Annotated in this window: 18 protein-coding genes and 1 tRNA gene; 10 read left to right on the forward strand and 9 right to left on the reverse strand. The window is 73.8% G+C overall.

Annotated features, from left to right (window positions below):
* Positions 1-66: 66 nt before the first annotated feature.
* A complete protein-coding gene (locus ACIP37_RS01380) occupies positions 67-741 on the forward strand; it encodes a Crp/Fnr family transcriptional regulator (protein WP_030240972.1) in 675 nt (224 codons plus the stop codon).
* A gap of 130 nt (positions 742-871) precedes the next feature.
* Here the strand turns inward: ACIP37_RS01380 and ACIP37_RS01385 are convergent, their stop codons facing one another.
* The 5 genes from ACIP37_RS01385 to ACIP37_RS01405 all read right to left on the reverse strand — a co-directional run bounded on the left by ACIP37_RS01385 (position 872) and on the right by ACIP37_RS01405 (position 3,523).
* Positions 872-1,705 carry an MBL fold metallo-hydrolase gene (locus ACIP37_RS01385; protein ID WP_350881968.1) on the reverse strand — a complete coding sequence of 278 codons (834 nt, stop codon included), beginning with the start codon at positions 1,703-1,705 and terminating at the stop codon, positions 872-874.
* Positions 1,702-1,872 (reverse strand): hypothetical protein, encoded by a 171-nt coding sequence (locus tag ACIP37_RS01390; protein WP_363579692.1) that lies wholly within the window; start codon positions 1,870-1,872, stop codon positions 1,702-1,704. Before ACIP37_RS01390 ends, ACIP37_RS01385 begins: the two co-directional genes overlap by 4 nt.
* A 97-nt stretch (positions 1,873-1,969) precedes the next feature.
* On the reverse strand, positions 1,970-2,836 hold the full coding sequence (locus tag ACIP37_RS01395) for an NUDIX hydrolase (protein ID WP_363579693.1): 867 nt from the start codon (positions 2,834-2,836) through the stop codon (positions 1,970-1,972).
* A gap of 64 nt (positions 2,837-2,900) precedes the next feature.
* Positions 2,901-3,368, reverse strand: a complete 468-nt coding sequence (locus ACIP37_RS01400; protein ID WP_063348662.1) for a RidA family protein — start codon at positions 3,366-3,368, stop codon at positions 2,901-2,903.
* A complete protein-coding gene (locus ACIP37_RS01405; RefSeq protein ID WP_094743074.1) occupies positions 3,365-3,523 on the reverse strand; it encodes a DUF4177 domain-containing protein in 159 nt (52 codons plus the stop codon). The genes ACIP37_RS01400 and ACIP37_RS01405 overlap by 4 nt, the downstream gene beginning before the upstream one ends.
* A 208-nt stretch (positions 3,524-3,731) precedes the next feature.
* Between ACIP37_RS01405 and ACIP37_RS01410 the strand changes: the two genes are divergently transcribed.
* Positions 3,732-4,814 (forward strand): ArsA-related P-loop ATPase, encoded by a 1,083-nt coding sequence (locus ACIP37_RS01410; RefSeq protein ID WP_363579694.1) that lies wholly within the window; start codon positions 3,732-3,734, stop codon positions 4,812-4,814.
* Between the two features lie 122 nt (positions 4,815-4,936).
* Entirely contained in the window at positions 4,937-6,055 is a 1,119-nt protein-coding gene (locus ACIP37_RS01415; protein WP_363579928.1) for an ArsA family ATPase, read from the forward strand.
* 203 nt (positions 6,056-6,258) lie between these two features.
* Here ACIP37_RS01415 and ACIP37_RS01420 read toward each other — a convergent pair whose 3' ends face one another.
* On the reverse strand, positions 6,259-6,582 hold the full coding sequence (locus ACIP37_RS01420; RefSeq protein WP_030240986.1) for a WhiB family transcriptional regulator: 324 nt from the start codon (positions 6,580-6,582) through the stop codon (positions 6,259-6,261).
* A gap of 423 nt (positions 6,583-7,005) precedes the next feature.
* Between ACIP37_RS01420 and ACIP37_RS01425 the strand changes: the two genes are divergently transcribed.
* Positions 7,006-9,441, forward strand: coding sequence for a transglycosylase domain-containing protein (locus ACIP37_RS01425; protein WP_400804006.1), 2,436 nt, complete (start codon positions 7,006-7,008; stop codon positions 9,439-9,441).
* A gap of 134 nt (positions 9,442-9,575) precedes the next feature.
* Here the strand turns inward: ACIP37_RS01425 and ACIP37_RS01430 are convergent, their stop codons facing one another.
* On the reverse strand, positions 9,576-10,031 hold the full coding sequence (locus ACIP37_RS01430) for a GatB/YqeY domain-containing protein (RefSeq protein WP_363627816.1): 456 nt from the start codon (positions 10,029-10,031) through the stop codon (positions 9,576-9,578).
* A gap of 161 nt (positions 10,032-10,192) precedes the next feature.
* Here ACIP37_RS01430 and ACIP37_RS01435 point away from each other — a divergent pair, with 161 nt between their 5' ends.
* A complete protein-coding gene (locus tag ACIP37_RS01435; protein ID WP_363579697.1) occupies positions 10,193-11,137 on the forward strand; it encodes a metallophosphoesterase in 945 nt (314 codons plus the stop codon).
* A 100-nt stretch (positions 11,138-11,237) separates the two neighbouring features.
* Positions 11,238-11,311 (forward strand) — tRNA-Pro (locus ACIP37_RS01440).
* A 237-nt stretch (positions 11,312-11,548) separates the two neighbouring features.
* On the opposite strand, the gene ACIP37_RS01445 is transcribed toward ACIP37_RS01440, so the two are convergent.
* Entirely contained in the window at positions 11,549-14,287 is a 2,739-nt protein-coding gene (locus ACIP37_RS01445) for an AAA family ATPase (RefSeq protein WP_400804009.1), read from the reverse strand.
* A gap of 192 nt (positions 14,288-14,479) precedes the next feature.
* Between ACIP37_RS01445 and ACIP37_RS01450 the strand changes: the two genes are divergently transcribed.
* The 4 genes from ACIP37_RS01450 (at position 14,480) to ACIP37_RS01465 (ending at position 19,152) form a co-directional block, all read left to right on the forward strand.
* The gene (locus ACIP37_RS01450; RefSeq protein ID WP_371518052.1) at positions 14,480-14,857 is read left to right on the forward strand and encodes a nuclear transport factor 2 family protein; all 378 of its coding nucleotides are present in this window, start codon (positions 14,480-14,482) and stop codon (positions 14,855-14,857) included.
* A 77-nt stretch (positions 14,858-14,934) separates the two neighbouring features.
* Positions 14,935-16,446 carry an MFS transporter gene (locus ACIP37_RS01455; protein WP_400804011.1) on the forward strand — a complete coding sequence of 504 codons (1,512 nt, stop codon included), beginning with the start codon at positions 14,935-14,937 and terminating at the stop codon, positions 16,444-16,446.
* 196 nt (positions 16,447-16,642) lie between these two features.
* Positions 16,643-18,604, forward strand: coding sequence for a S9 family peptidase (locus tag ACIP37_RS01460; protein ID WP_400843057.1), 1,962 nt, complete (start codon positions 16,643-16,645; stop codon positions 18,602-18,604).
* Complete coding sequence (locus tag ACIP37_RS01465; RefSeq protein WP_363623025.1) at positions 18,601-19,152, forward strand: hypothetical protein; 552 nt, start codon at positions 18,601-18,603, stop codon at positions 19,150-19,152. Before ACIP37_RS01460 ends, ACIP37_RS01465 begins: the two co-directional genes overlap by 4 nt.
* A gap of 86 nt (positions 19,153-19,238) precedes the next feature.
* Here the strand turns inward: ACIP37_RS01465 and ACIP37_RS01470 are convergent, their stop codons facing one another.
* Positions 19,239-20,030 carry an SURF1 family protein gene (locus tag ACIP37_RS01470; protein ID WP_363579720.1) on the reverse strand — a complete coding sequence of 264 codons (792 nt, stop codon included), beginning with the start codon at positions 20,028-20,030 and terminating at the stop codon, positions 19,239-19,241.
* Positions 20,031-20,186: the final 156 nt, after the last annotated feature.

Consider the following 20,186-nt stretch of genomic DNA (forward strand, 5'->3'; position numbering starts at 1 on the left):
GCAGAGCACGGTACGGAACTTGCGCCGGACGGCCCACCCGCCGAACGGCCGAGAAGGAGGAAGCACGTGGACGACGTTCTGCGGCGCGCCGCACTCTTCGCGGCACTCGACGACGAACAGGCCGGCGAGCTGCGCGCTTCCATGACCGAGGTGACCCTCGCCCGTGGTGAGTCGCTGTTCCACGAGGGCGACCCGGGCGACCGGCTGTACGTCGTCGCCGAGGGCAAGGTCAAGCTGCACCGCGCCTCGCCGGACGGACGCGAGAACATGCTCGCCGTCCTCGGCCCCAGCGAGATGATCGGCGAGCTGTCGCTGTTCGACCCGGGCCCGCGCACCGCGACCGCCAGCGCGCTGACCGAGGTCAAGCTGCTCGGCCTGGGCCACGGCGACCTGCAGCCCTGGCTGCACGCCCGCCCCGAGGTCTCCATCGCGCTGCTGCGGGCCATCGCCCGCCGCCTGCGCCGGACCAACGACGTGATGTCCGACCTGGTCTTCTCCGACGTGCCCGGCCGCGTCGCCAAGGCCCTGCTGGACCTCTCCCGCCGGTTCGGCGTGCAGTCCGAGGAGGGCATCCACGTCGCCCACGACCTCACCCAGGAGGAGCTGGCCCAGCTGGTCGGCGCCTCCCGCGAGACGGTCAACAAGGCGCTCGCCGACTTCGCCGGCCGCGGCTGGCTGAAGCTGGAGGCGCGCGCGGTGGTGCTGATGGACGTCGAGCGGCTGTCGCGCCGCTCGCGCTGACCTCGGCGCGCACGTCTTCACGCCTTCACGCCGTAAACGCCGAAGGGCCCGTCCGCTCGGACGGGCCCTTCGGCGTTCCCCTTCGGCATTCCCCTTCGGCGTTCCGTTGCCCGCCCCGCGCGCGACGGGATCAGTCGAGGCCCGGGATCAGCCCGTGCTCCTCCAGGTACTCCAGCTGCGCCCGGACCGAGAGCTCGGCGGCCGGCCAGAGCGCCCGGTCGACGTCGGCGTAGACCCGGGCCACCACCTCGTCCGCGGTCCGGCAGCCGGCCTCGACCGCGGTCTCCACCTGGGCGAGCCGGTTGGCCCGGTGGGCGAGGTAGTAGTCGACGGCGCCGAGCGCGTCCGCAAGCGCCGGACCGTGGCCGGGCAGCACCGTCCGCACACCGTGCGCGGAGGCCATCGTGTGCAGGTGGCGCAGCGAGTCCAGGTAGTCGCCGAGCCGGCCGTCGGGGTGGGCGACCATCGTGGTGCCGCGGCCGAGGACGGTGTCGCCGGTGAGGATCGCGCCGTCGGCGGGCAGGTGGAAGGTCAGCGAGTCCGAGGTGTGGCCAGGGGTGGCGACCACCCGCAGGTCGAGGCCGCCGACGTCCAGCCGCTGGCCGTTGACCAGGCCCTCGGAGCCCAGCCGGTGCGCCGGGTCCAGCGCGCGCACCTCGGTGCCGGTGAGTTCGGCGAAGCGGGCCGCGCCCTCGGAGTGGTCGGCGTGGCCGTGGGTGAGCAGGGTCAGCGCGACGCGTTTGCCCTGCTGTTCCGCGAGGTCGACCACCCGGCGCAGGTGGCCCTCGTGCAGCGGGCCGGGGTCGACCACCACGGCGAGGTCCGAGCCGGGCTCGGAGAGCAGCCAGGTGTTGGTGCCGTCCAGCGTCATCGGCGACGGGTTGGGCGCCAGCACGCACAGCGCCCGGGCCGTGGCCTCGCCGTCGATGGTGGCGGCCGGGTCGCCCGGCAGGAGCCCGCTCACCGGTTGTCCCCGCCGGGCCGGTGCAGGGCCCTGAGCGGCAGGACCCGGACGAGCGGCCGCTGGGCCTCGACGAACGGGACCGGACTCTCGCAGGCCGGGGTACGGGGGATCAGGCGGCGGGCGGGCAGCTCGGGTGCCGTCCGGCGAGCCACGGCGTTGTGGGTCATCGGGCGTCGGTCCTCTCTGTTTCGAGTCTGTTCGGCGGCGTCGTCGGCGTCGTCGGCGTCGTCGGGCGACAGTGCCGACGAGGGCGGCGCCGGTCGGTCAGGCGTCCTCGGGGAAGTCCCCGTCGATGGTCAGTTCGTCGTACCCGGGCCAGCGGACCGTCATCCGGTCGCCCCGGACCTCGGCCCGGCCCAGCACCGGCTCCAGCGACCGCCCGGAGGCCGCGGTCAGCGCCTCCGCGGCGGTGCGCACCGGCGCCAGCTCGCGCAGCACCGTCACGGTCGGCGGCAGCATCCCGAACCGGCCCTCCCGGTAGCCGAGAACGGCCTCGGCGGGCGTCAGCCAGGCCACCCGGTCGGCCTCGCCGACCTCCAGGGCCGCGCTCTGCCCGGCCGGCAGCACCGCGACGAAGAACCACGTGTCGTAGCGGCGCTCCTCGAACTCCGGGGTGACCCAGCGGGCCCAGCCGCCCAGCAGGTCGCTGCGCAGCACCAGAGCGTGGTCGCGGAGGAACTCGGCGAAGGACAGCTCGTGCGCCTCCAGCGCCGCCCGCTCGGCGCTCCAGTCGCGCGGCGCGGCGACGCTGTCCGCGTCCGGGCCGGCCAGCAGGACGCCGGCTTCCTCGAAGGTCTCGCGGACGGCCGCGCAGACCACCGCCCGTGCCGTCCGGGCGTCCACCCCGAGCCGTCGCGCCCACTCCTCGGGTGCCGGTCCGGCCCAGCCCGTCTCCACCTCGGCGTCGCGCGGATCCACCCCGCCGCCCGGGTAGGCGTACATGCCGGCCGCGAAGGCCATCGAGGTGCGCCGGCGCAGCAGGTACGCCTGCGGCCCGGCGGCCGCGTCGCGCAGCAGCACGACCGTCGCGGCCAGCCTGGGCACCGGCGGGGTCAGCACGCCGGAGTCGACCGCCCGGATCCGGGCGGGCCAACCGGGCGGCATCGGGAGCGTCGTCGCTCGATGGTCCATGCCCGGATGCTAAGCGTACGAAGGCGGGGTTGGACAGGCCCAACCCCGCCTTTCGCGATCACGCTCAGCTGTTCTTGACGCGCACCTGGAGCTCGACCTCGACCGGGGCGTCCAGCGGCAGCACCGCGACGCCGACCGCACTGCGGGCGTGCACCCCGGCCTCGCCCAGCACCTTGCCCAGCAGCTCGCTGGCACCGTTGATCACGCCCGGCTGACCGGTGAAGTCGGGGGCGGAGGCGACGAAGCCGACCACCTTCACGACCCGCTCGATCTGGTCCAGATCACCGATCACCGACTTGATCGCGGCCAGCGCGTTCAGCGCGCAGGTCTGCGCGAGCTCCTTGGCCTCCTCCGGGGAGACCTCCGCGCCGACCTTGCCGGTGCTCGGCAGCTTGCCGCCGACGACCGGCAGCTGGCCGGAGGTGAACACGAACTCGCCCGAGCGCAGGGCCGGCACGTACGCGGCGACCGGAGCGGCCACCGGCGGCAGGGTCAGACCCAGGTCGGCGAGCTTGGCCTCGACCTTGCTCATGCGTTCTTCTCCCGCTTGAAGTAGGCCACCAGCTGCTCCGGGTTCGGGCCCGGCACGACCTGGACGAGCTCCCAGCCGTCCTCGCCGAAGTTGTCCAGGATCTGCTTGGTGGCGTGTACGAGCAGAGGCGCCGTCATGTATTCCCACTTGGTCATGGCCAGACTCTAGACGAGCGGCCACGGCGATCGGCGCCGCCCACGGACCGGCGTGTGAGGTGGCCCACAAAGGGGGCATGATTCAGGCCCGGCCCCCCTGGTGCTCCGGGCATCCGGCGCGCTCCCTGGTTACCCTCGCGAGAGGGCACCGGTAGTTCGGGCCGGCCGACGGAGCGGCCCCGGCCCACGAGACGGACGGAGACGGAGCGTGGCACGCACCCCCGGCCAGGCGGCCCGGCGCGACCCCGACTGGGAGGGCGTCCGGCTGCACGTGGTCAGCGGCAAGGGCGGCACCGGGAAGACCACGCTGGCCGCCGCGCTGGCGCTGGCGCTCGCCGCCGACGGCGGCCGGGTGCTGCTGATCGAGGTCGAGGGGCGCCAGGGCATCGCCGAGCTGTTCGGCATCGCCGCCCTCCCGTACGAGGAGCGCCGGATCGCCGCGGTCTCCCGCGCCCAGCTGGGCCTGCCCCCCGACGACGGGGGCGGCGGAGGCGGCGGCGAGGTGCTCGCGCTGGCCATCGACCCCGAGCAGGCGCTGCTCGAGTACCTGGAGATGTTCTACAAGCTCGGCCGGGCCGGCAAGGCGCTGCAGAAGGTCGGCTTCGTCGACTTCGCGACCACCATCGCGCCCGGCGTCCGGGACGTCCTGCTCACCGGCAAGGCCTGCGAGGCGGCCCGGCGCAAGGGCCCGGACGGCCGCCGCCGCTACGACGCGGTCGTGATGGACGCGCCGCCGACCGGGCGGCTCACCCGGTTCCTGAACGTGAACGCCGAGGTCGCCGGGCTGGCCCGGATCGGGCCGATACACACCCAGGCACAGGCCGTGATGCGGGTGCTGAAGTCGCCGGAGACCGCGGTGCACCTGGTCACCCTGCTGGAGGAGATGCCGGTGCAGGAGACGGTCGACGGCTTCGCCGAGCTGCGCGAGGCCAGGCTCCCGGTGGGCGGGGTGATGGTCAACATGGTCCGGCCGCCGGTGCTGGACGCCGCGGCGGTGGCCGCGGTGGACGGGAACCACCGCGAGGAGGTCGCCCTGGCCCTCGGCGAGGCCGGGCTCGGCGGGCGCTCGCGCAAGCCGGAGACGGTCCGGGCGGCGGTGGAGCCGCTGCTCGACCCGCTGCTGGAGCAGGCCAGGGAGCACGCCGAGCGGGTCGAGCTGGAGCGCGAGCAGCGCGCCGACCTCCAGCAGCTGCGGCTCCCCACGTACGAACTGCCGCTGCTGGGCGAGGGCGTGGACCTCGGCGGGCTGTACCGGCTGGCGGGCGAGCTGAAGCGGCAGGGGGCGGCGTGACCACCAACGGAACCAGCGGGAACGGCGGGGCCGGCCGGGCCCACGGCGGCGGTAGCAGCGGTGGGGTCGGCGACGGCGGCAGCGGTGTCCGGGCCGCCGGCAGCCGGCTCGCCGTCGACGGGCTGATCGACGACCCGAGGACCAGGATCATCGTCTGCTGCGGCTCCGGCGGCGTCGGCAAGACCACCACCGCCGCGGCGATCGGCCTGCGGGCCGCCGAACGCGGCCGCAAGGTCGTCGTTCTGACCATCGACCCGGCCCGCCGGCTCGCCCAGTCGATGGGCCTCACCGAACTGGACAACACCCCCCGGGTCGTCAAGGGGGTCACCGGCAACGGCGAGCTGCAGGCCATGATGCTCGACATGAAGCGGACCTTCGACGAGGTCGTGCTCGCCCACGCCGAGCCCGAACGGGCCAAGGCGATCATGGAGAACCCGTTCTACCAGTCCCTGTCGGCCGGCTTCGCGGGCACGCAGGAGTACATGGCGATGGAGAAGCTCGGGCAGCTGCGCGATGCCGAGGAATGGGACCTGATCGTCGTCGACACCCCGCCGTCCCGCTCCGCACTGGACTTCCTGGACGCGCCCAACCGGCTCGGCTCCTTCCTCGACGGCCGGGTGATCCGGATCCTGACCGCCCCGGCCAAGGTCGGCGGCCGCAGTGCGATGAGGTTCCTCAACGCCGGCATGGGCCTGATCACCGGCACCCTGGGCAAGATCTTCGGCGCCCAGCTGCTCACCGACGTGCAGACCTTCGTCAGCGCGATGGACTCGATGTTCGGCGGCTTCCGCGAGCGCGCCGACCGCACGTACCAGCTGCTCAAGGCGCCGGGCACGGCGTTCCTGGTGGTGGCCGCGCCGGAGCGGGACGCGCTGCGCGAGGCGGCGTACTTCGTCGACCGGCTCGCCGCGGACCGGATGCCGCTGGCCGGTCTGGTGCTCAACCGGGTGCACGGCTCGGGCGCGCCGCAGCTCACCGCGGAACGGGCGCTGGCGGCCGCCGAGGCGCTGGAGGAGAACGGCTCGGAGCACGCCTCGCCCGAGGCCGAACTGCTCGCGGCCGGGCTGCTGAGGCTGCACGCCGAACGGATGCAGATCATGGGGCGGGAGCGCCGAACCCGCGACCGCTTCGTCTCCGTGTACCCGGACGTGCCGATCGTGGAGGTCGCCGCGCTGCCGGGCGACGTGCACGACCTGGACGGGCTGCGCGCCATCGGGGACCGGCTCAGCGGCACCGCGTAGGCACCGGCCCGGCCCGGGCGCCCAACACCGGTGCGCCCGGCGCGAACGTCGTCGGCACGGATGTCCTCAGCCCGAACGTCCTCGGCGCGAACGTCCTCGGCGCGGGTGCGCCGGACACGGGTGCGCTGGGCACCGATGTCCTCAGCCCGATGGCCCCCCGGCACCGGTCTGCCACGGCGCGGGTCCGCACCGCGCCGGTGTGCTCAGCCCGCCTGGGCGTAGTCCGTCAGTATCACGCCGGTCGCGAGGGACTCCTCGTACTCGGTGCGGGCCGTCTCCAGCAGTCTCCGCCACGAGATGACCGTCGGGCGGCGGCGCAGCAGCGCCCGGCGCTCGCGCTCCGTCATCCCGCCCCAGACCCCGAACTCGACCCGGTTGTCCAGTGCGTCCGCCAGGCACTCCGTGCGGACGGGGCAACCGCTGCACACCGCCTTGGCGCGATTCTGCGCCGCCCCCTGGACGAACAACTCGTCCGGATCACTCGTGCGGCAGGCGGCCTGCGCACTCCAGTCGTCAACCCAGCCCATCCCGGCGCCGTCCTCTCCCGTATCGAGGCTCCCCCACGGCGGCAACGGCATATTCACCGTTGCCAGTTGAGGACGTTACGGAAGAACGACAGCGAGCAACAGCCCCTCCGGGCTCAATCTCGAATGACCCGATTGGACTATGGGTACCGGTCAGCTCACTCGTTGGAGTGATCGCAGGTCGCAAGCCTTGTCAATCGCGGCGCGGCAACTCTCGCCACGCGTGTCATCACGGAGCGCTACCGTTCACACGGGTACAGCAGGCCACAGCTGCCTCAAAAACCCTCTAATATCGGGCAATTCGGGCAAGTCTCTGCACTCACAAGAGTGAATGGTGTTGACGCACCGAAGCTGTCGCAAGCTTGTGACAAGCGTAGGGGAACACCTGCCCCTGTGGGCGGGATTCCGCGACGTAGGGTTCTCCTCATGGCACCGAAGCGCCCCCAGGCATCCCAGCCCCCAGGCAACACCGGAGCTCCGCGCGATAAGCGCCGCGAGTCGCCGCTCGACATCGCGGGACACGGAGTGAAGTTCCTGGGCGTCAGCGTGCTCTCCGGAGTCCTGCTGGCAGGCCTCGCCCTGCCCGCCGTCGGCGCCATCGGGCTGACCGCCAAGGACACGGCGGAGAGCTTCTCCAACATCTCCGACGACTTCAAGACCCCGCCGCTCACCCAGGCGACGCAGATCTTCGACGCCAAGGGCGGCCTGATCGCCAAGGTGTACGAGCGCGACCGCACCGTCCTCACCGCCGACCAGATGTCACCGTTCATGCGGCACGCCCAGGTCGACATCGAGGACGCCCGCTTCTACGAGCACGGCGCCGTCGACCTCAAGGGCGTGCTCCGCGCCATCGGCAAGAACGCCGAGAGCGGCACCACCTCGCAGGGCGCCTCGACGCTGACCCAGCAGTACGTGAAGAACGTCAACGTCGAGAAGGCCGGCGACGACCAGGCCGCGGTGCTGGAGGCGCAGCGCAAGACCCTGGGTCGCAAGATCCAGGAGCTCAAGGTCGCGATCAAGCTGGAAGAGGACCTGTCGAAGGACCAGATCCTCACCAACTACCTCAACATCACCTTCTACGGCCACCAGGCCTACGGCATCGAAGCCGCCTCCCAGCGCTACTTCAGCAAGAGCAACAAGGACCTGACCGTCGCCGAGGCCGCCACCCTGGCCGGCATGGTGCAGAACCCGTCGTCCTACGACCCGGTGCGCTATCCCGACAACACGGTCAAGCGCCGCAACGTCGTGATCGACAAGATGCTCGAGAACAAGCACATCACCGCGGACCAGGCCAAGGAGGCCAAGGCCGCCCCGCTGGGCCTGAAGTTCAAGGACCCGCAGAACGGCTGCATCACCGCCCAGGCCGGCATGGGCTTCTTCTGCGACTACGTGCGCCACGTGGTCAAGCAGGACCCGGCGTTCGGCAAGAGCGCCGCCGACCGCAAGAAGCTGTGGGACACCGGCGGCCTCAACATCTACACCACGCTGGACCCGGACAAGCAGGCCGCCGCCCAGAACGCCGTCACCAAGAAGGTCAACGTGACGGACACGGTCTCGGCCGCCGCGACCATGATGGAGCCCGGCACCGGCAAGATCCTGGCCATGGCCCAGACCCGCCCGTACGGCCTGGACCCGAACAAGAACCAGACCGTCGTCAACCTCAACGTCGACTCCGCGATGGGCGGCGGCAACGGCTTCCAGACCGGCTCGACGTTCAAGCCGATCCTCGCTGCGGCGGCCCTGGAGTCGGGCCTGTCGCCCACCCAGCCGTTCCCCTCCGAGAACAAGATCGACTACCCGCAGATGACCACCTGCACGGGCACCTGGAGGAACACCGACAAGCCCAAGGCCACGGTGAAGAACGAGTCGGCCGGCGAGATCGGCCCGTACGAGCTCAAGCAGGCCATGGCCCTCTCGGTCAACACCTACTTCGTGCAGATGGAACAGCAGGTCGGCCTCTGCGCGATGAAGCAGATGGCCAACAAGCTGGGCATCACCCAGTCCGCCAAGGGCGACGCCTTCCAGGAGGTCCCCTCGATGGTCCTCGGCACCCTGGAGCTCAGCCCGCTGACCATGTCGAACGTCTACGCGACCTTCGCGGCCCGCGGCAAGTACTGCACCCCGATCGCGATCAACAAGATCAGCACGGTCGACGGCAAGGACGTCAAGGTCCCGCAGACCACCTGCAGCCAGGCCTTCTCCGAGCAGACCGCGGACGCCCTCAACACCGTCCTGCTCAACGTGACCGAGAAGGGCACCGCGGCCGCGCTCAAGCTCGACGACGGCCGGCAGATCGCCGGCAAGACCGGTACCACCGACGAGAAGAAGGCCGCCTGGTTCAGCGGCTACACCCCGTCGCTGGCCACCTCCGTCTGGCTCGGCGGCCCGGCCGGCGGCGTCAAGATGAAGAACATCAACATCGGCGGCAAGCACTTCGACGAGGTGTTCGGCGCCGACGGCCCCGGTCCGATCTGGCAGCTCGCGATGAACCAGGCCCTCAAGGGCTCGTCCCCGGAGCAGATCCAGACCATCAACATCCCGGACCCGGCGCCCAAGACCGACCCCAACGCCAACCAGACCGGCGGGGCCACGCCGCCGGCCGACCCCGCCCAGCAGCAGCCCGGCGGCAACCCGCCGCCCCAGGGCGGGAACCCGGGCGGCAACCCCGGTGGCAACCCGGGCGGGAACCCCGGCGGCGGCAACCCGGGCGGGGGCAACCCTGGCGGCGGCAGCAACAACGCCGGCGGGATGATCGGCGGCGGGTTCACCTTCCCGCCGGGCGTCATCGGCGGGAACAACGGCGGCAACGGCGGCAACGGTGGAAACGGCAACGGCGGCAAGCACGGCGGCAACAACGGCTGACCGGCCCCGACCCGGGCACGACACGACGAAGGGGCGCCCTCCGAGATCACTCTCGGAGGGCGCCCCTTCGGGCTCGGCGGACGGTGCCATCCGGGCCCTGGCCGGCTGGCGCCCTTCGGGCCTTGCGGCGGGGCTCAGCCCGTCAGCGCCGCCCTCACCGCGGCGGCCACCCGGCCGCCCTCCGCCAGGCCGTCCACCTTCGGCTTCACCAGCTTCATCACGGCGCCCATCGCCTGCGGACCGGCCGCCCCGCTCTCGGCGACGGCGTCCGCCACGATCGCGGTCAGCTCCTCGTCGGAGAGCTGCTTGGGCAGGTACCCCGCCAGCACCTCGCCCTCCTCGCGCTCCCGGGCCGCCTGCTCCACCCGGCCGGCGGTGTCGAACGCCTCCGCCGCCTCCCGGCGCTTCTTCGCCTCGCGGCCGATCACCTTCAGCACCTCGTCATCGGACAGCTCGCGCTTCGCCTTACCCGCCACCTCCTCGCTGGTGACGGCGGCCAGCGTGAGCCGGATGGTGGACGAGCGCAGCTCGTCCCGGTCCCTGATCGCGGCCGTGAGGTCCTCGTGCAGCTTCGCCTTGAGCGTCGTCATGGCCCCGAGTCTCCCACCTGCGACGTTCGGTCGCTTGCCATTAACCGGCCCGGCGGCAGGCAACGGGCCCGCTGGCACGTAGCGGACCCGCCTGCGGCCCCGTATCCGCGCACGGCCACCGGACGTTCACCGGCTGATCCACCGTCTGAGAGCATGGAGCGATGCGACCGCTGTACTCCGTTCCCCTCGGCTTCGCCGCCGCCGGCGCCGCCTGCCTCGCCTACTCCGTCGGGTACGAGGTCCGTTCCTTCCGGCTCCGCCGGGTCGAGGTCCCCGTCCTGCCCCACGGCGCCCGGCCCATCCGGGTACTGCAGGTCTCCGACATCCACATGGTGAGCGGGCAGGGCAAGAAGCAGCGCTGGCTGCAGAGCCTCGCCGGCCTGCGCCCCGACCTCGTCGTCAACACCGGCGACAACCTCTCCGACCCCCTCGGGGTCCCCGCCGCCCTGGACGCGCTCGGGCCCCTCATGGACTTCCCCGGCGTCTACGTCTTCGGCTCCAACGACTACTACGGCCCGGCCCGCAAGAACCCGGCCCGCTACCTCCAGGCGATGCGCAGCGGCGCCCACGGCCTCAACAACGCCGACGGCACCGGCCGCCGCGGCATCACCGGCGCCGTCCACAACCCGTGGGAGAAGCTCCGCGACGGCTTCGACGCGGCCGGCTGGCTCGACCTCACCAACACCCGCGGCCGGCTCACCATCGGCGGCCTCGACCTCGAATTCACCGGCCTCGACGACCCGCACATCCGCCGCGACCGCTACAGCGAGGTCGCCGGCGGCCCCTCCCCCGACGCCGACCTCTCCCTCGCCGTCGTCCACGCCCCCTACCTGCGCGTCCTCGACGCCTTCACCGCCGACCGCTACCCGCTGATCCTGGCCGGCCACACCCACGGCGGCCAGCTCTGCATCCCCTTCTACGGCGCCCTGGTCACCAACTGCGACCTCGACGCCCGACGGGTCAAGGGCCTCTCCACCCACCAGGCCGGCGGCCGCCGCTCCTACCTCCACGTCTCCGCCGGCTGCGGCACCAACCGCTACACCCCCGTCCGCTTCGCCTGCCCCCCCGAGGCCACCCTCCTCACCCTCACCCCGGCCCCCCGCTGACCTGCACCGGACGCCCGCCAAGAACCGGATTTCGTGTCTCGGCGAGCGTCCGGTAGAGTTCTACTCGTTGCGAAGGAGACGGAGCAACAAACCGCAGGACCGGGGTGTGGCGCAGCTTGGTAGCGCGCTTCGTTCGGGACGAAGAGGCCGTGGGTTCAAATCCCGCCACCCCGACCCAGTACAGAGGGCCCATCGGAGAAATCCGGTGGGCCCTCTGGCGTTGTGCGTGACCAACGTTGTGCGTGACCGACTGAGTGACCGAGCCTCAGTGTGGAGCACCCTCCTGTGCCGCAGCCCTCGCGGAGTTCCCTGGGATCGGGGGGCGGCGACGAAGGTGGGTGCGGCGTCGGCGAGTGGAGAGCAGGGCCCTGCCGGAGGTGTTCGGGAGGGCCCTTTGGTGTGGGTGGGGTGTCAGAGGGTGGTGGGGAGGTCGGTGCGGGAGGTGATGTGGAGTTTGGGGTAGGCCTTGTAGAGGTGGTGGGCGATGGTGCGGGGGCTGAGGAAGAGTTGGGCGGCGATCTCGCGGTTGGTGAGGCCTTGGGCGGCCAGGCGGGCGATCTGGAGTTCCTGGGGGGTGAGGGGGGAGTCGGGGGTGCCGGTGGGGCTGGTGGTGGGGGCCGGGGTGCCGGTGGCGGTGAGTTCGGTGCGGGCGCGGGCGGCCCAGGGGTGGGCGGCGAGGCGTTCGAAGGTTTCGAGGGCGGCGCGCAGGTGGGGGCGGGCGTCGGTGCGGCGGCGGGAGCGGCGCAGCCATTCGCCGTAGAGGAGGGCGGTGCGGGCCTGCTCGAAGGGGCGGTGGGTGCCTTCGTGGAGGTCGAGGGCGGCGCGGTAGGCGGATTCGGCGAGTTCGTCGGGGCCGAGCAGGGCCTGGCAGCGGAGTCGGAGCGCTTCGGTCCAGGGGCGGTCGGCGGCGGCGCTCCAGCGGGCGAAGCGTTCGTAGGGTTCGGCGGAGCGCTCGGGGGTGCCGAACCGGACGGCGGCTTCGACCAGGTCGGGGACGGCCCGGGTGGCGCTGACGTGGTGCCGGTGGGGGCCGGTGGTGAGGGTGTGCAGGCGGTCGGCGGCGTCGCCGGCGCGGCCGTGGCCGAGGTCGAGCAGGGCGAGTGCCCAGTGGGCCCAGGGGCGGCCGGCCGCGGGGGCGGCGGTCTGCGGGCCGGTGGTGGCGAGGGATTCGGCGGTGAGCCGGGTGCAGCGGTCGGTGTCACCGTCGAGGGCGGCCAGGTAGGCGAGGAGCGCGGTGAGTTGGCTGGTCCACTGGTGCTGGCCGGTGTCGCGGGCGAGGGCGAGGGCTTCGGTGGCGGTGACTTCGGCGTCGCGGTGGCGGCCGTGGAAGAGTTCGGCCTCGGCGAGGAAGAACTGGAGGGTGGGCATCACACCGATGGTGCCCTTGGCGCGGGCTTCGGTGACGAGTTCGCCGCCGAGTTCGGCGGTCTCGTCGTCGCGGCCGAGGATGAGGGTGGCGCCGCAGAGTTGGACGAGGTCGACGGGGGTTTCGGCGCCGGCCTTGCGGGCTGCCGCGGCGGTGTCGCGGGCGGCGGGCGGCTGTGGTGCGGGCCGGCCGAGGGCGGGGAGTACGGCGGCGGGCAGGTGGCGGGCGAGCGGGGCGAGCGGGTCGTCGTCGGCGAGCGGTAGCGCGGCCAGCCGGTCGAGGACGGCGATCACCGGTTCCTCGCCCGCGTACCAGGCGGTGTGGAAGGCCTGGAACAGCATCCGGGCGGCGTGTGGCGCCTCGATGGCGGTGCCGGCGGCGTCGAGCAGCAGCCGGTAGGCGGTCGGGTAGGAGCCGCGCCAGAAGTGCGCGGTGGCCCGGACCTGGTCGAGCAGTGCGTGTGCCAGGGGGTTGTCGGTGCGGGCCCCGGCCTCGTCGGCGAGCGTCTCGGCCCGCACCAACTTCCCTTCTTCGGTGGCGGCTTCGGCGGCCAGGACGAGGCGGCGGGTGGCGGCGTCGCGGTCCGGGGTGAGCCGGGCGGCCCGCTCGTACGCGGCGGCGGCGCCGCCGTGGGCGCCGCGGGCCTCGGCGCGGACGGCGGTGCGTTCCAGCGCGTCGGCGAGGGCGGCGTCGGGGGCGGTGGCGGCGTGGGCCTGGTGCCAGGTGCGGCGGTCGCCGTCCGGCAGTGCTCCGGCGATGGCCTGGTGAATCGCCAGCCGCTGGTGGTGCGGGGCGCGTTGCAGGATGGCAGCCCGCAGGAGCGGGTGGCGGAAGGCGATCCGGCGGTCGGGGGTGACGCTCGCCAGGCCCGATTCCTCGGCGGGGCCGAGGTGTTCGGCGGGGACGCCGAGGGCGGCCGCGGCGGGCAGGACGACGTCGAGTTCGCCGGTCTCCTCGGCGGCGGCGACCAGCAGGAGGGTCTGGGTGGCCGGGGGCAGGCCGGTGACCTGGCCGTGGAAGGCGATCAGCAGCCGGCTGGTGAGCGGCAGGCCACCGGGCGCGGGCGGCGGCGAGCCGTGGGTGTTCGCCTGCGTCCCGGCGGCGATGGGGAGTTCGGTGAGGGCGAGCGGGTTGCCGGCCGCCTCGACGAGCAGCCGCTCGCGGACGGCGGCGGGCAGGCCGGGGCCGGCCCGGTGGTCCAGGAGCCGGGCGGCGTCGGGCTCGGGCAGGCCGGTCAGCCGGAGCTCGGGGAAGCCCGTGGTCGGGAGTTCCGGTGCGCCGCCGCCGGTGCGGGCGGCGAACAGCAGGGCGACTCCTTCGGCCTGGAGCCGGCGGGCGGCCAGCAGCAAGGCGTCGAGGGAGGCGTCGTCCAGCCACTGTGCGTCGTCGAGGACGCACAACAGGGGCTGTTCGGTGGCGAGTTCGGCGAGCAGTCCGAGGGTGGCGAGCCCGACCAGCAGCCGGTCGACCGGGGCGCTTTCCTCGGAGAGTCCAAACGCCGCCTCCAGGGCGCGCCGTTGCGGCCCGGGCAGGGCGTGCAGCCGGTCGAGGCCGGGCGCGAGCAGCAGGCTCAGCCCGGCGAAGGGCAGTTCCGCCTCGTACTCGACGCCCGCCGCCCGGATCACCCGGAACGCCTCGCCCGCCCGCCCGACGGCGTGGTCCAGCAGCGCGGTCTTGCCGATCCCGGGCTCGCCCCGGAGCAGCAGCACCCCGCTGCGGCCTTCGCGTGCCGCGTCCAACAGTCCCGCCACGACGGACTGTTCGTGTTCCCTCCCGTACAGCATGCCCCCGACCCTACCGAGGCCCTCCCGGCCGCAGGTGCGGGCGGGCCCGCCGAGCACACCTACGTACCCCCCGCCGGACGCTACGTACCCCCATGCCGATACGTGACTGATTCGCCCGCGCCGGCCCGTCCCTACCTTGGTGAGCAGCGGGAACGAGCCGCTCAACCACCCACCGGGACACGGGAGAAGACCATGACCGAGATCACCGCCACCGCCCTCCAGCAGCTCGCCGAGCGCTACCTCGCGGTCTGGAACGAGACCGACCCGGGCGCCCGCCGCAAGCTGATCGACGAGGTGTGGGCCGTGGACGGCCGGTACACCGACCCGCTGGCCGCCGTCGCCGGCCGGGACGCGATCGACGCGCTGATCGGCGCGGCCCAGGCCCAGTTCCCCGGGCTGGAGTTCACCCTCGGCCCGGTGGACGCGCACCACGACATCGCCCGGTTCACCTGGAACCTCGGGCCGGCCGGCGCCGAGCCGGTGGTGATCGGCTTCGACGTCCTGGTGGCCTCTCCGGACGGGCGGATCGGCTCGGTGTACGGCTTCCTGGACCGCGTCCCGGGCGCCTGACGGCAGGCCGGACGGGTCGGGGGCGACCCCCACCGCCCCCGACCCACTCCCCCCAACCCCACTAAGGAGAAGCCGAGATGAGCTCCGCCCTGACCGCCCGCCCATCGACCGCGACCGGCAATGCGCCCGGCACCGCCGCGAGCACCACCGCGCCCGGGGCCGAGGCGGCGGCCGGCGCCCCGCGCGGCCTGCTGGCGGTCGTCCTGACCGCCACCTTCATGACCGCCCTCGACTTCTTCGTCGTCAATGTCGCCGTCCCGTCCGTCCAGGCCGACCTGGGCGCCGGACCGGCCGCCGTCCAGTGGGTGATCGCCGGATTCAGCCTGGCCCTCGCGGCCGGCCTGGTCACCGCCGGCCGACTCGGCGACCGGTACGGCCGGCGCCGGGTGTTCGGGCTCGGCCTGGCCCTGTTCACCCTCGCCTCCGCGGGCTGCGGCCTCGCCCCCACCGCCGCCGCGCTGGTCGGCGCCCGGGTGGTGCAGGGCCTGGCGGCGGCGCTGATGGGCCCGCAGGTGCTGGCGATCCTGCGGACGGCGTTCAGCGGCGCGGCGCAGGCGCGGGCCTTCGCCCGGTACGGGCTGACCATGGGCGTCGGCGCGGTGTTCGGCCAGTTGATCGGCGGGCTGCTGATCCGGGCGGACCTCTTCGGCCTCGGCTGGCGCAGTTGCTTCCTGATCAACCTGCCGATCGGCCTGGCCGCCCTGGCCCTGGTCCGCCGCTGCCTGCCGGAGTCGCGCGCCCCGCAACGGCCGGGCCTGGACCCGGTGGGCGTGCTGCTGGTCACCACCGCGCTGACCGCCCTGGTGCTGCCGCTGATCCAGGGCCCCGCGCAGGGCTGGCCGCTGTGGACCTGGCTCTGCCTGGGCGGCGCGGTCGCCCTGCTGGCCGGCTTCGTGGTGCATCAGCACCGCACCCGGACCCGCGCCACCGCCACCGGCTCCGCCACCGCCACCGACTCCGGCAGCGGCTCCGGCCCCGTCGCCCCGCTGGTCGACACCCGGCTGTTCCGGACCAGGGCCTTCGGCGCCGGTCTGCTCGCCCAGCTCGCCTTCTGGCTCGGCCAGGCGTCCTTCTTCCTGGTGCTCGCCCTGTACCTCCAGCTGGGCCGCGGCCTGGACGCGCTCGGCGCCGGACTGGTGTTCACGGCGATCGGCCTCGGCTACCTGCTCACCTCCAACGCCACCCACCGCGTCGCCGCCCGGCTCGGCGGGGCCCGGACGATCGCCGTCGGCGGGCTGCTGATGGCCGTCGGGCTGGGCCTGCTCGCCCTCGCGGTGTACGGCGCGCCGGGCGGGAGCGTGTGGTGGCTGACGCCGGGGCTGTTCGTGGACGGCCTGGGAATGGGCCTGGTGATCGCCCCGGTGACCTCCGTGGTGCTGGCCGGGGTCGAGCCCCAGCTGGTCGGGTCGGCCGCCGGGGTGCTGGCCACCGTGCAGCAGGTCGGCGGGGCGCTGGGCATCGCACTGATCGGCCTGCTCTACTACGGCGGAGGCGATCCGGCGGCCGCGTTCGGCCGCAGCGTGACGGCGCTGGCGGCGCTGGAGCTGGTGCTGGTGGGCCTGGTCCGGCTGCTGCCGCGGAAGGGCTAGCGGGACCGAGCGGGCGCGCACGAGCGGACGGGCTCCCAGGAGCGGACGGGATCCCGGGAACGGGGGTGGGAGGGACGGGGCGGGTGGGGCGGGCAGGTGAGCTGCGGCCACCCGCCCTCCCCGTTCCGTCCCCCGCCCGCCCCGTTCCGTCGCCCGCCCGTTCCGTTCTGTCCCCCCGATCGGGTTGGATGGTCGGATGAGCGAGGAGAAGAGCGCCGTACCGGCGTGGGAGCAGCGGTTCAGGGCAGCACGGGTGTCACTCCCCGACTGGGCCGAGGACGCCCCCGACCGGGCGCTGTACGTGTCCAACGCGACCGGCACCTACGAGGTCTACGCCTGGGACCGGGTCACCGGCACCCACCGGCAGGTCACCGACCGGCCGAACGGCACCACCGACGCCGAGCTGTCCCCCGACGGCGCCTGGGTGTGGTGGTTCGACGACCACGACGGGGACGAGTTCGGCGTCTGGCGCCGCCAGCCCTTCGCCGGCGGGCCCGCGGACCGCAGCGCCGGCACCCCCGACGAGGAGGCCGTGCCCGGCCTCGCCCCCTCCTACTCGGCCGGCCTGGCGCTCGGCCGCGACGGCACGGTGGTCGTCGGACGTTCCACCGACGAGGACGGCACCACCCTGCACCTGCGCCGCCCCGGAGCGGCCGAGGCCGTCGAGATCTACCGGCACGCGGAGTACGGCGGCGTCGGCGACCTCAGCTACGACGGCACGCTGCTCGCCATCGACCACACCGAGCACGGCGACGCGATGCACTCCGCGATCCGGATCGTCCGCCTCTCGGACGGCACGAGTGGCACGAGCGGCACGACGGGCGAGCCCGCCGAACCCGTCGAAACCGTCGAAACCGTCGCCGAACTCGACGAGGTGACCGGCCGGGACGAGCCGCGCGGCGTCGCCTGCCTCGGCTTCGCCCCGGTCGACGGCGACACCCGGCTGTTGGTGGCCCACCAGCGCACCGGCCGCTGGGAGCCGATGATCTGGGACGTCGCCACCGGCGCCGAGACCGCACTGCCGCTGCGCGACGAGCAGGGGCGCGAGCTGCCCGGCGACGTCTCCGCGCAGTGGTGCCCCGGCGCCGAGGCGCTGCTCGTCGAGCACGAGTACGAGGCGCGCAGCGAACTGTTCTCGTACACGCTCGCCGACGGTCGGCTGACCCGGCTGGACATCCCGCGCGGCACCGTCGGCGGCGCCACCGCCCGCCCGGACGGCACCGTCGAGTACCTGTGGTCCTCCGCCGCCGAGCCCTCCGCCGTCCGCTCCACCGCCGGGACGGTCGTGCTGCGGGCGCCCGGCGCGGTGCCGCCCGGCTCCGTCCCGGTCGAGGACATCTGGGTGGACGGGCCCGGCGGGCGGGTGCACGCCCTGGTGCAGCGTCCGGCCGGGGCGGGCGAGGGGCCCTTCCCGACCGTGTTCGAGATCCACGGCGGCCCCACCCACCACGACAGCGACTCCTTCGCCGCCGGCCCGGCCGCCTGGCTGGACCACGGCTTCGCGGTGGTCCGGGTCAACTACCGCGGCTCCACCGGCTACGGCCAGGCCTGGACCGACGCCCTGCACGAGCGGGTCGGCCTGATCGAGCTGGAGGACATCGCGGCCGTCCGGGAGTGGGCGGTCGCCAGCGGCCTCGCCGACCCGCGCCGGCTGGTGCTCACCGGCGGCAGCTGGGGCGGCTACCTGACCCTGCTGGGCATCGGCGTCCAGCCGGACAGCTGGACGCTGGGCGTCGCCGCCGTGCCCGTCGCGGACTACCACGCCGCGTACGCCGACGAGATGGAAGCGCTCAAGTCGCTGGACCGCACCCTCTTCGGGGGCACCCCGGAGGAGGTCCCGGAGCGCTTCACCGCCTCCTCGCCGCTCAGCTACGTCGAGCAGGTGCGGGTGCCGGTCTACATCAGCGCCGGGGTCAACGACCCGCGCTGCCCGATCCGGCAGATCGAGAACTACGTCGGGCGGCTGGAGCAGCTGGGCAAGCCGCACGAGGTCTACCGGTACGACGCCGGGCACGGGTCGCTGGTGGTGGAGGAGCGGATCAAGCAGCTGCGGCTGGAGATCGACTTCGTCCGGCGGCACCTCGCCGCGGCGTCGGAGGCCGAGGCCGTGGCCGTAACCGAGACCGGGACCGAGGCCGGCAACGGGGAGACGGTGTGAGGCGTCTGCTGACGCTCGCGGGGGTGGCGGTGGCCGGGGCCCTGGTGCTCACCGGCTGCTCGGGCGGGCACGGCGCCGAGGCCGCCTGCCCGCCCCCGGCCGGCCCCACGCCGACCACGGCCGCGCCAACCGCACCGGCCGCACCGGCCGCCACCGCGACCCGCGCGAGCGCAGCGGGGCCGAACGCGCCGGGGCCGGGGCCCGCCGTCGCCCGGGCGGCGTACGCGCCTGCGGCGGGCGAGGACGCGGTCCAGCTCGCCAGGGGATCCAGCGGGTCGAAGGGCTCGTCCGGCTCGAAGGGCTCCGGGTCGAAGGGCTCCGGCTCCAAGGGGACGAAGACCGGGCGCACCGTGCACCACCACATCGACCGCTACGACTCGAACGACGACGTGAGCGGCGGCCACGGCCGGTGCCACGACGAGCCGGCGTTCACCGAGTCGCCGACACCGGTGCCGTCCTCCCCGACGGCGCCCGGTAAGCCGACGACCGCACCGGTCGTCCCGGCCCTGCCGTCCGCTCCCTCCGTCCCCGGCAAGCCAACCCGCTGAGGCGGGCCGGCCGAGCAGGGGCTGGCCGAGCAGGGGCCAGCCGAGCGGGGGCGGGCCGGCCGAGCAGGGGCGCCGAACCGCGGAGGTCAGTCCAGGACCGGGTCCAGTCCGAGGGCCCGGTCCTGCTCCGCCTCCCCCTCGCGGCGCACCAGGCGGAACCACATGAAGATGACGAAGCCCCCGAAGACGAACCACTCCAGGGTGTAGCCGAGGTTCTGGAACGCCCGCAGGGTGAGCCCGTCGCCGCCCTGCGGCTGGACCGTCGGCACCGGGGTCAGCCCGGCCGGCACCGCGTCGGCGGCGACCCAGCCGTCGTACCAGCCGTCGTACGCGAGCGCGTTGAGCAGCGCCGCCCGGTTGACCGTGCCGAGCTGACCGGCCGGCAGACCGCCCGCCACGGCGCCGTTGCTGCCACTGGACTCACCGGCCTGCAACCGCCCGGTGACGGTCACCTGGCCGGGAGGCGGCGGCGCGGCCGCGGACGCGCCCTCGGCGGGCGCACCGGGCGCCCAGCCGCGGACCACGGCGGCGAACCGGCCGTCGGCGGTGCGCAGCGGGGTGAGCACGTAGTAGCCCTGCTTGCCGTCGACCATCCGGTTCGGGACGAGGAGCTGATGCTCCGCGTCGTAGCTGCCGGTCACGGTGACGGGCTTGCCGACGGTCTCGGTGGTCACCTGCGGGGTGGCCTGGTTGAGCAGGTCGTCGATCGGCCGCACATCACTCGAAGCGGTGACGGTCTGCTTGGTCTCCTGGTGCGACGAGAACCGGTCCTCGAACCGGCCGAGCTGCCAGGAGCCCAGCCAGACGCACACCGCCACGGCCGCGACGGCCAGCGCGGTGCCGCCGAGCCAGCGCGGAGTCAGGAGGAACCGGTACACACCCCCACGGTAACCACTCCTCACACCCGTCCCGGCCGCAGGGGTCCGCCATCGGCCGCTCCGGACCGGCTGGTCGCCCGTCCGACCCTGCCCGCCCGGCCCCGACCGCCTCCCCTGACCGCCCGCCGCCGGACCGCCCCCTGACCGCCCCCTGAC

The organism is Kitasatospora sp. NPDC088861, from assembly GCF_044750105.1.
Classification (GTDB): domain Bacteria; phylum Actinomycetota; class Actinomycetes; order Streptomycetales; family Streptomycetaceae; genus Kitasatospora.

Coding starts and splice junctions, on each gene's coding strand:
- ACIP37_RS01390 (WP_363579692.1), bottom strand. CDS start 1,872: ATGACCCACAACGCCGTGGCTCGCCGGACGGCACCCGAGCTGCCCGCC.
- ACIP37_RS01395 (WP_363579693.1), bottom strand. CDS start 2,836: ATGGACCATCGAGCGACGACGCTCCCGATGCCGCCCGGTTGGCCCGCC.
- ACIP37_RS01400 (WP_063348662.1), bottom strand. CDS start 3,368: ATGAGCAAGGTCGAGGCCAAGCTCGCCGACCTGGGTCTGACCCTGCCG.
- ACIP37_RS01405 (WP_094743074.1), bottom strand. CDS start 3,523: ATGACCAAGTGGGAATACATGACGGCGCCTCTGCTCGTACACGCCACC.
- ACIP37_RS01420 (WP_030240986.1), bottom strand. CDS start 6,582: ATGGGCTGGGTTGACGACTGGAGTGCGCAGGCCGCCTGCCGCACGAGT.
- ACIP37_RS01425 (WP_400804006.1), top strand. CDS start 7,006: ATGGCACCGAAGCGCCCCCAGGCATCCCAGCCCCCAGGCAACACCGGA.
- ACIP37_RS01430 (WP_363627816.1), bottom strand. CDS start 10,031: ATGACGACGCTCAAGGCGAAGCTGCACGAGGACCTCACGGCCGCGATC.
- ACIP37_RS01435 (WP_363579697.1), top strand. CDS start 10,193: ATGCGACCGCTGTACTCCGTTCCCCTCGGCTTCGCCGCCGCCGGCGCC.
- ACIP37_RS01445 (WP_400804009.1), bottom strand. CDS start 14,287: ATGCTGTACGGGAGGGAACACGAACAGTCCGTCGTGGCGGGACTGTTG.
- ACIP37_RS01450 (WP_371518052.1), top strand. CDS start 14,480: ATGACCGAGATCACCGCCACCGCCCTCCAGCAGCTCGCCGAGCGCTAC.
- ACIP37_RS01455 (WP_400804011.1), top strand. CDS start 14,935: ATGAGCTCCGCCCTGACCGCCCGCCCATCGACCGCGACCGGCAATGCG.
- ACIP37_RS01460 (WP_400843057.1), top strand. CDS start 16,643: ATGAGCGAGGAGAAGAGCGCCGTACCGGCGTGGGAGCAGCGGTTCAGG.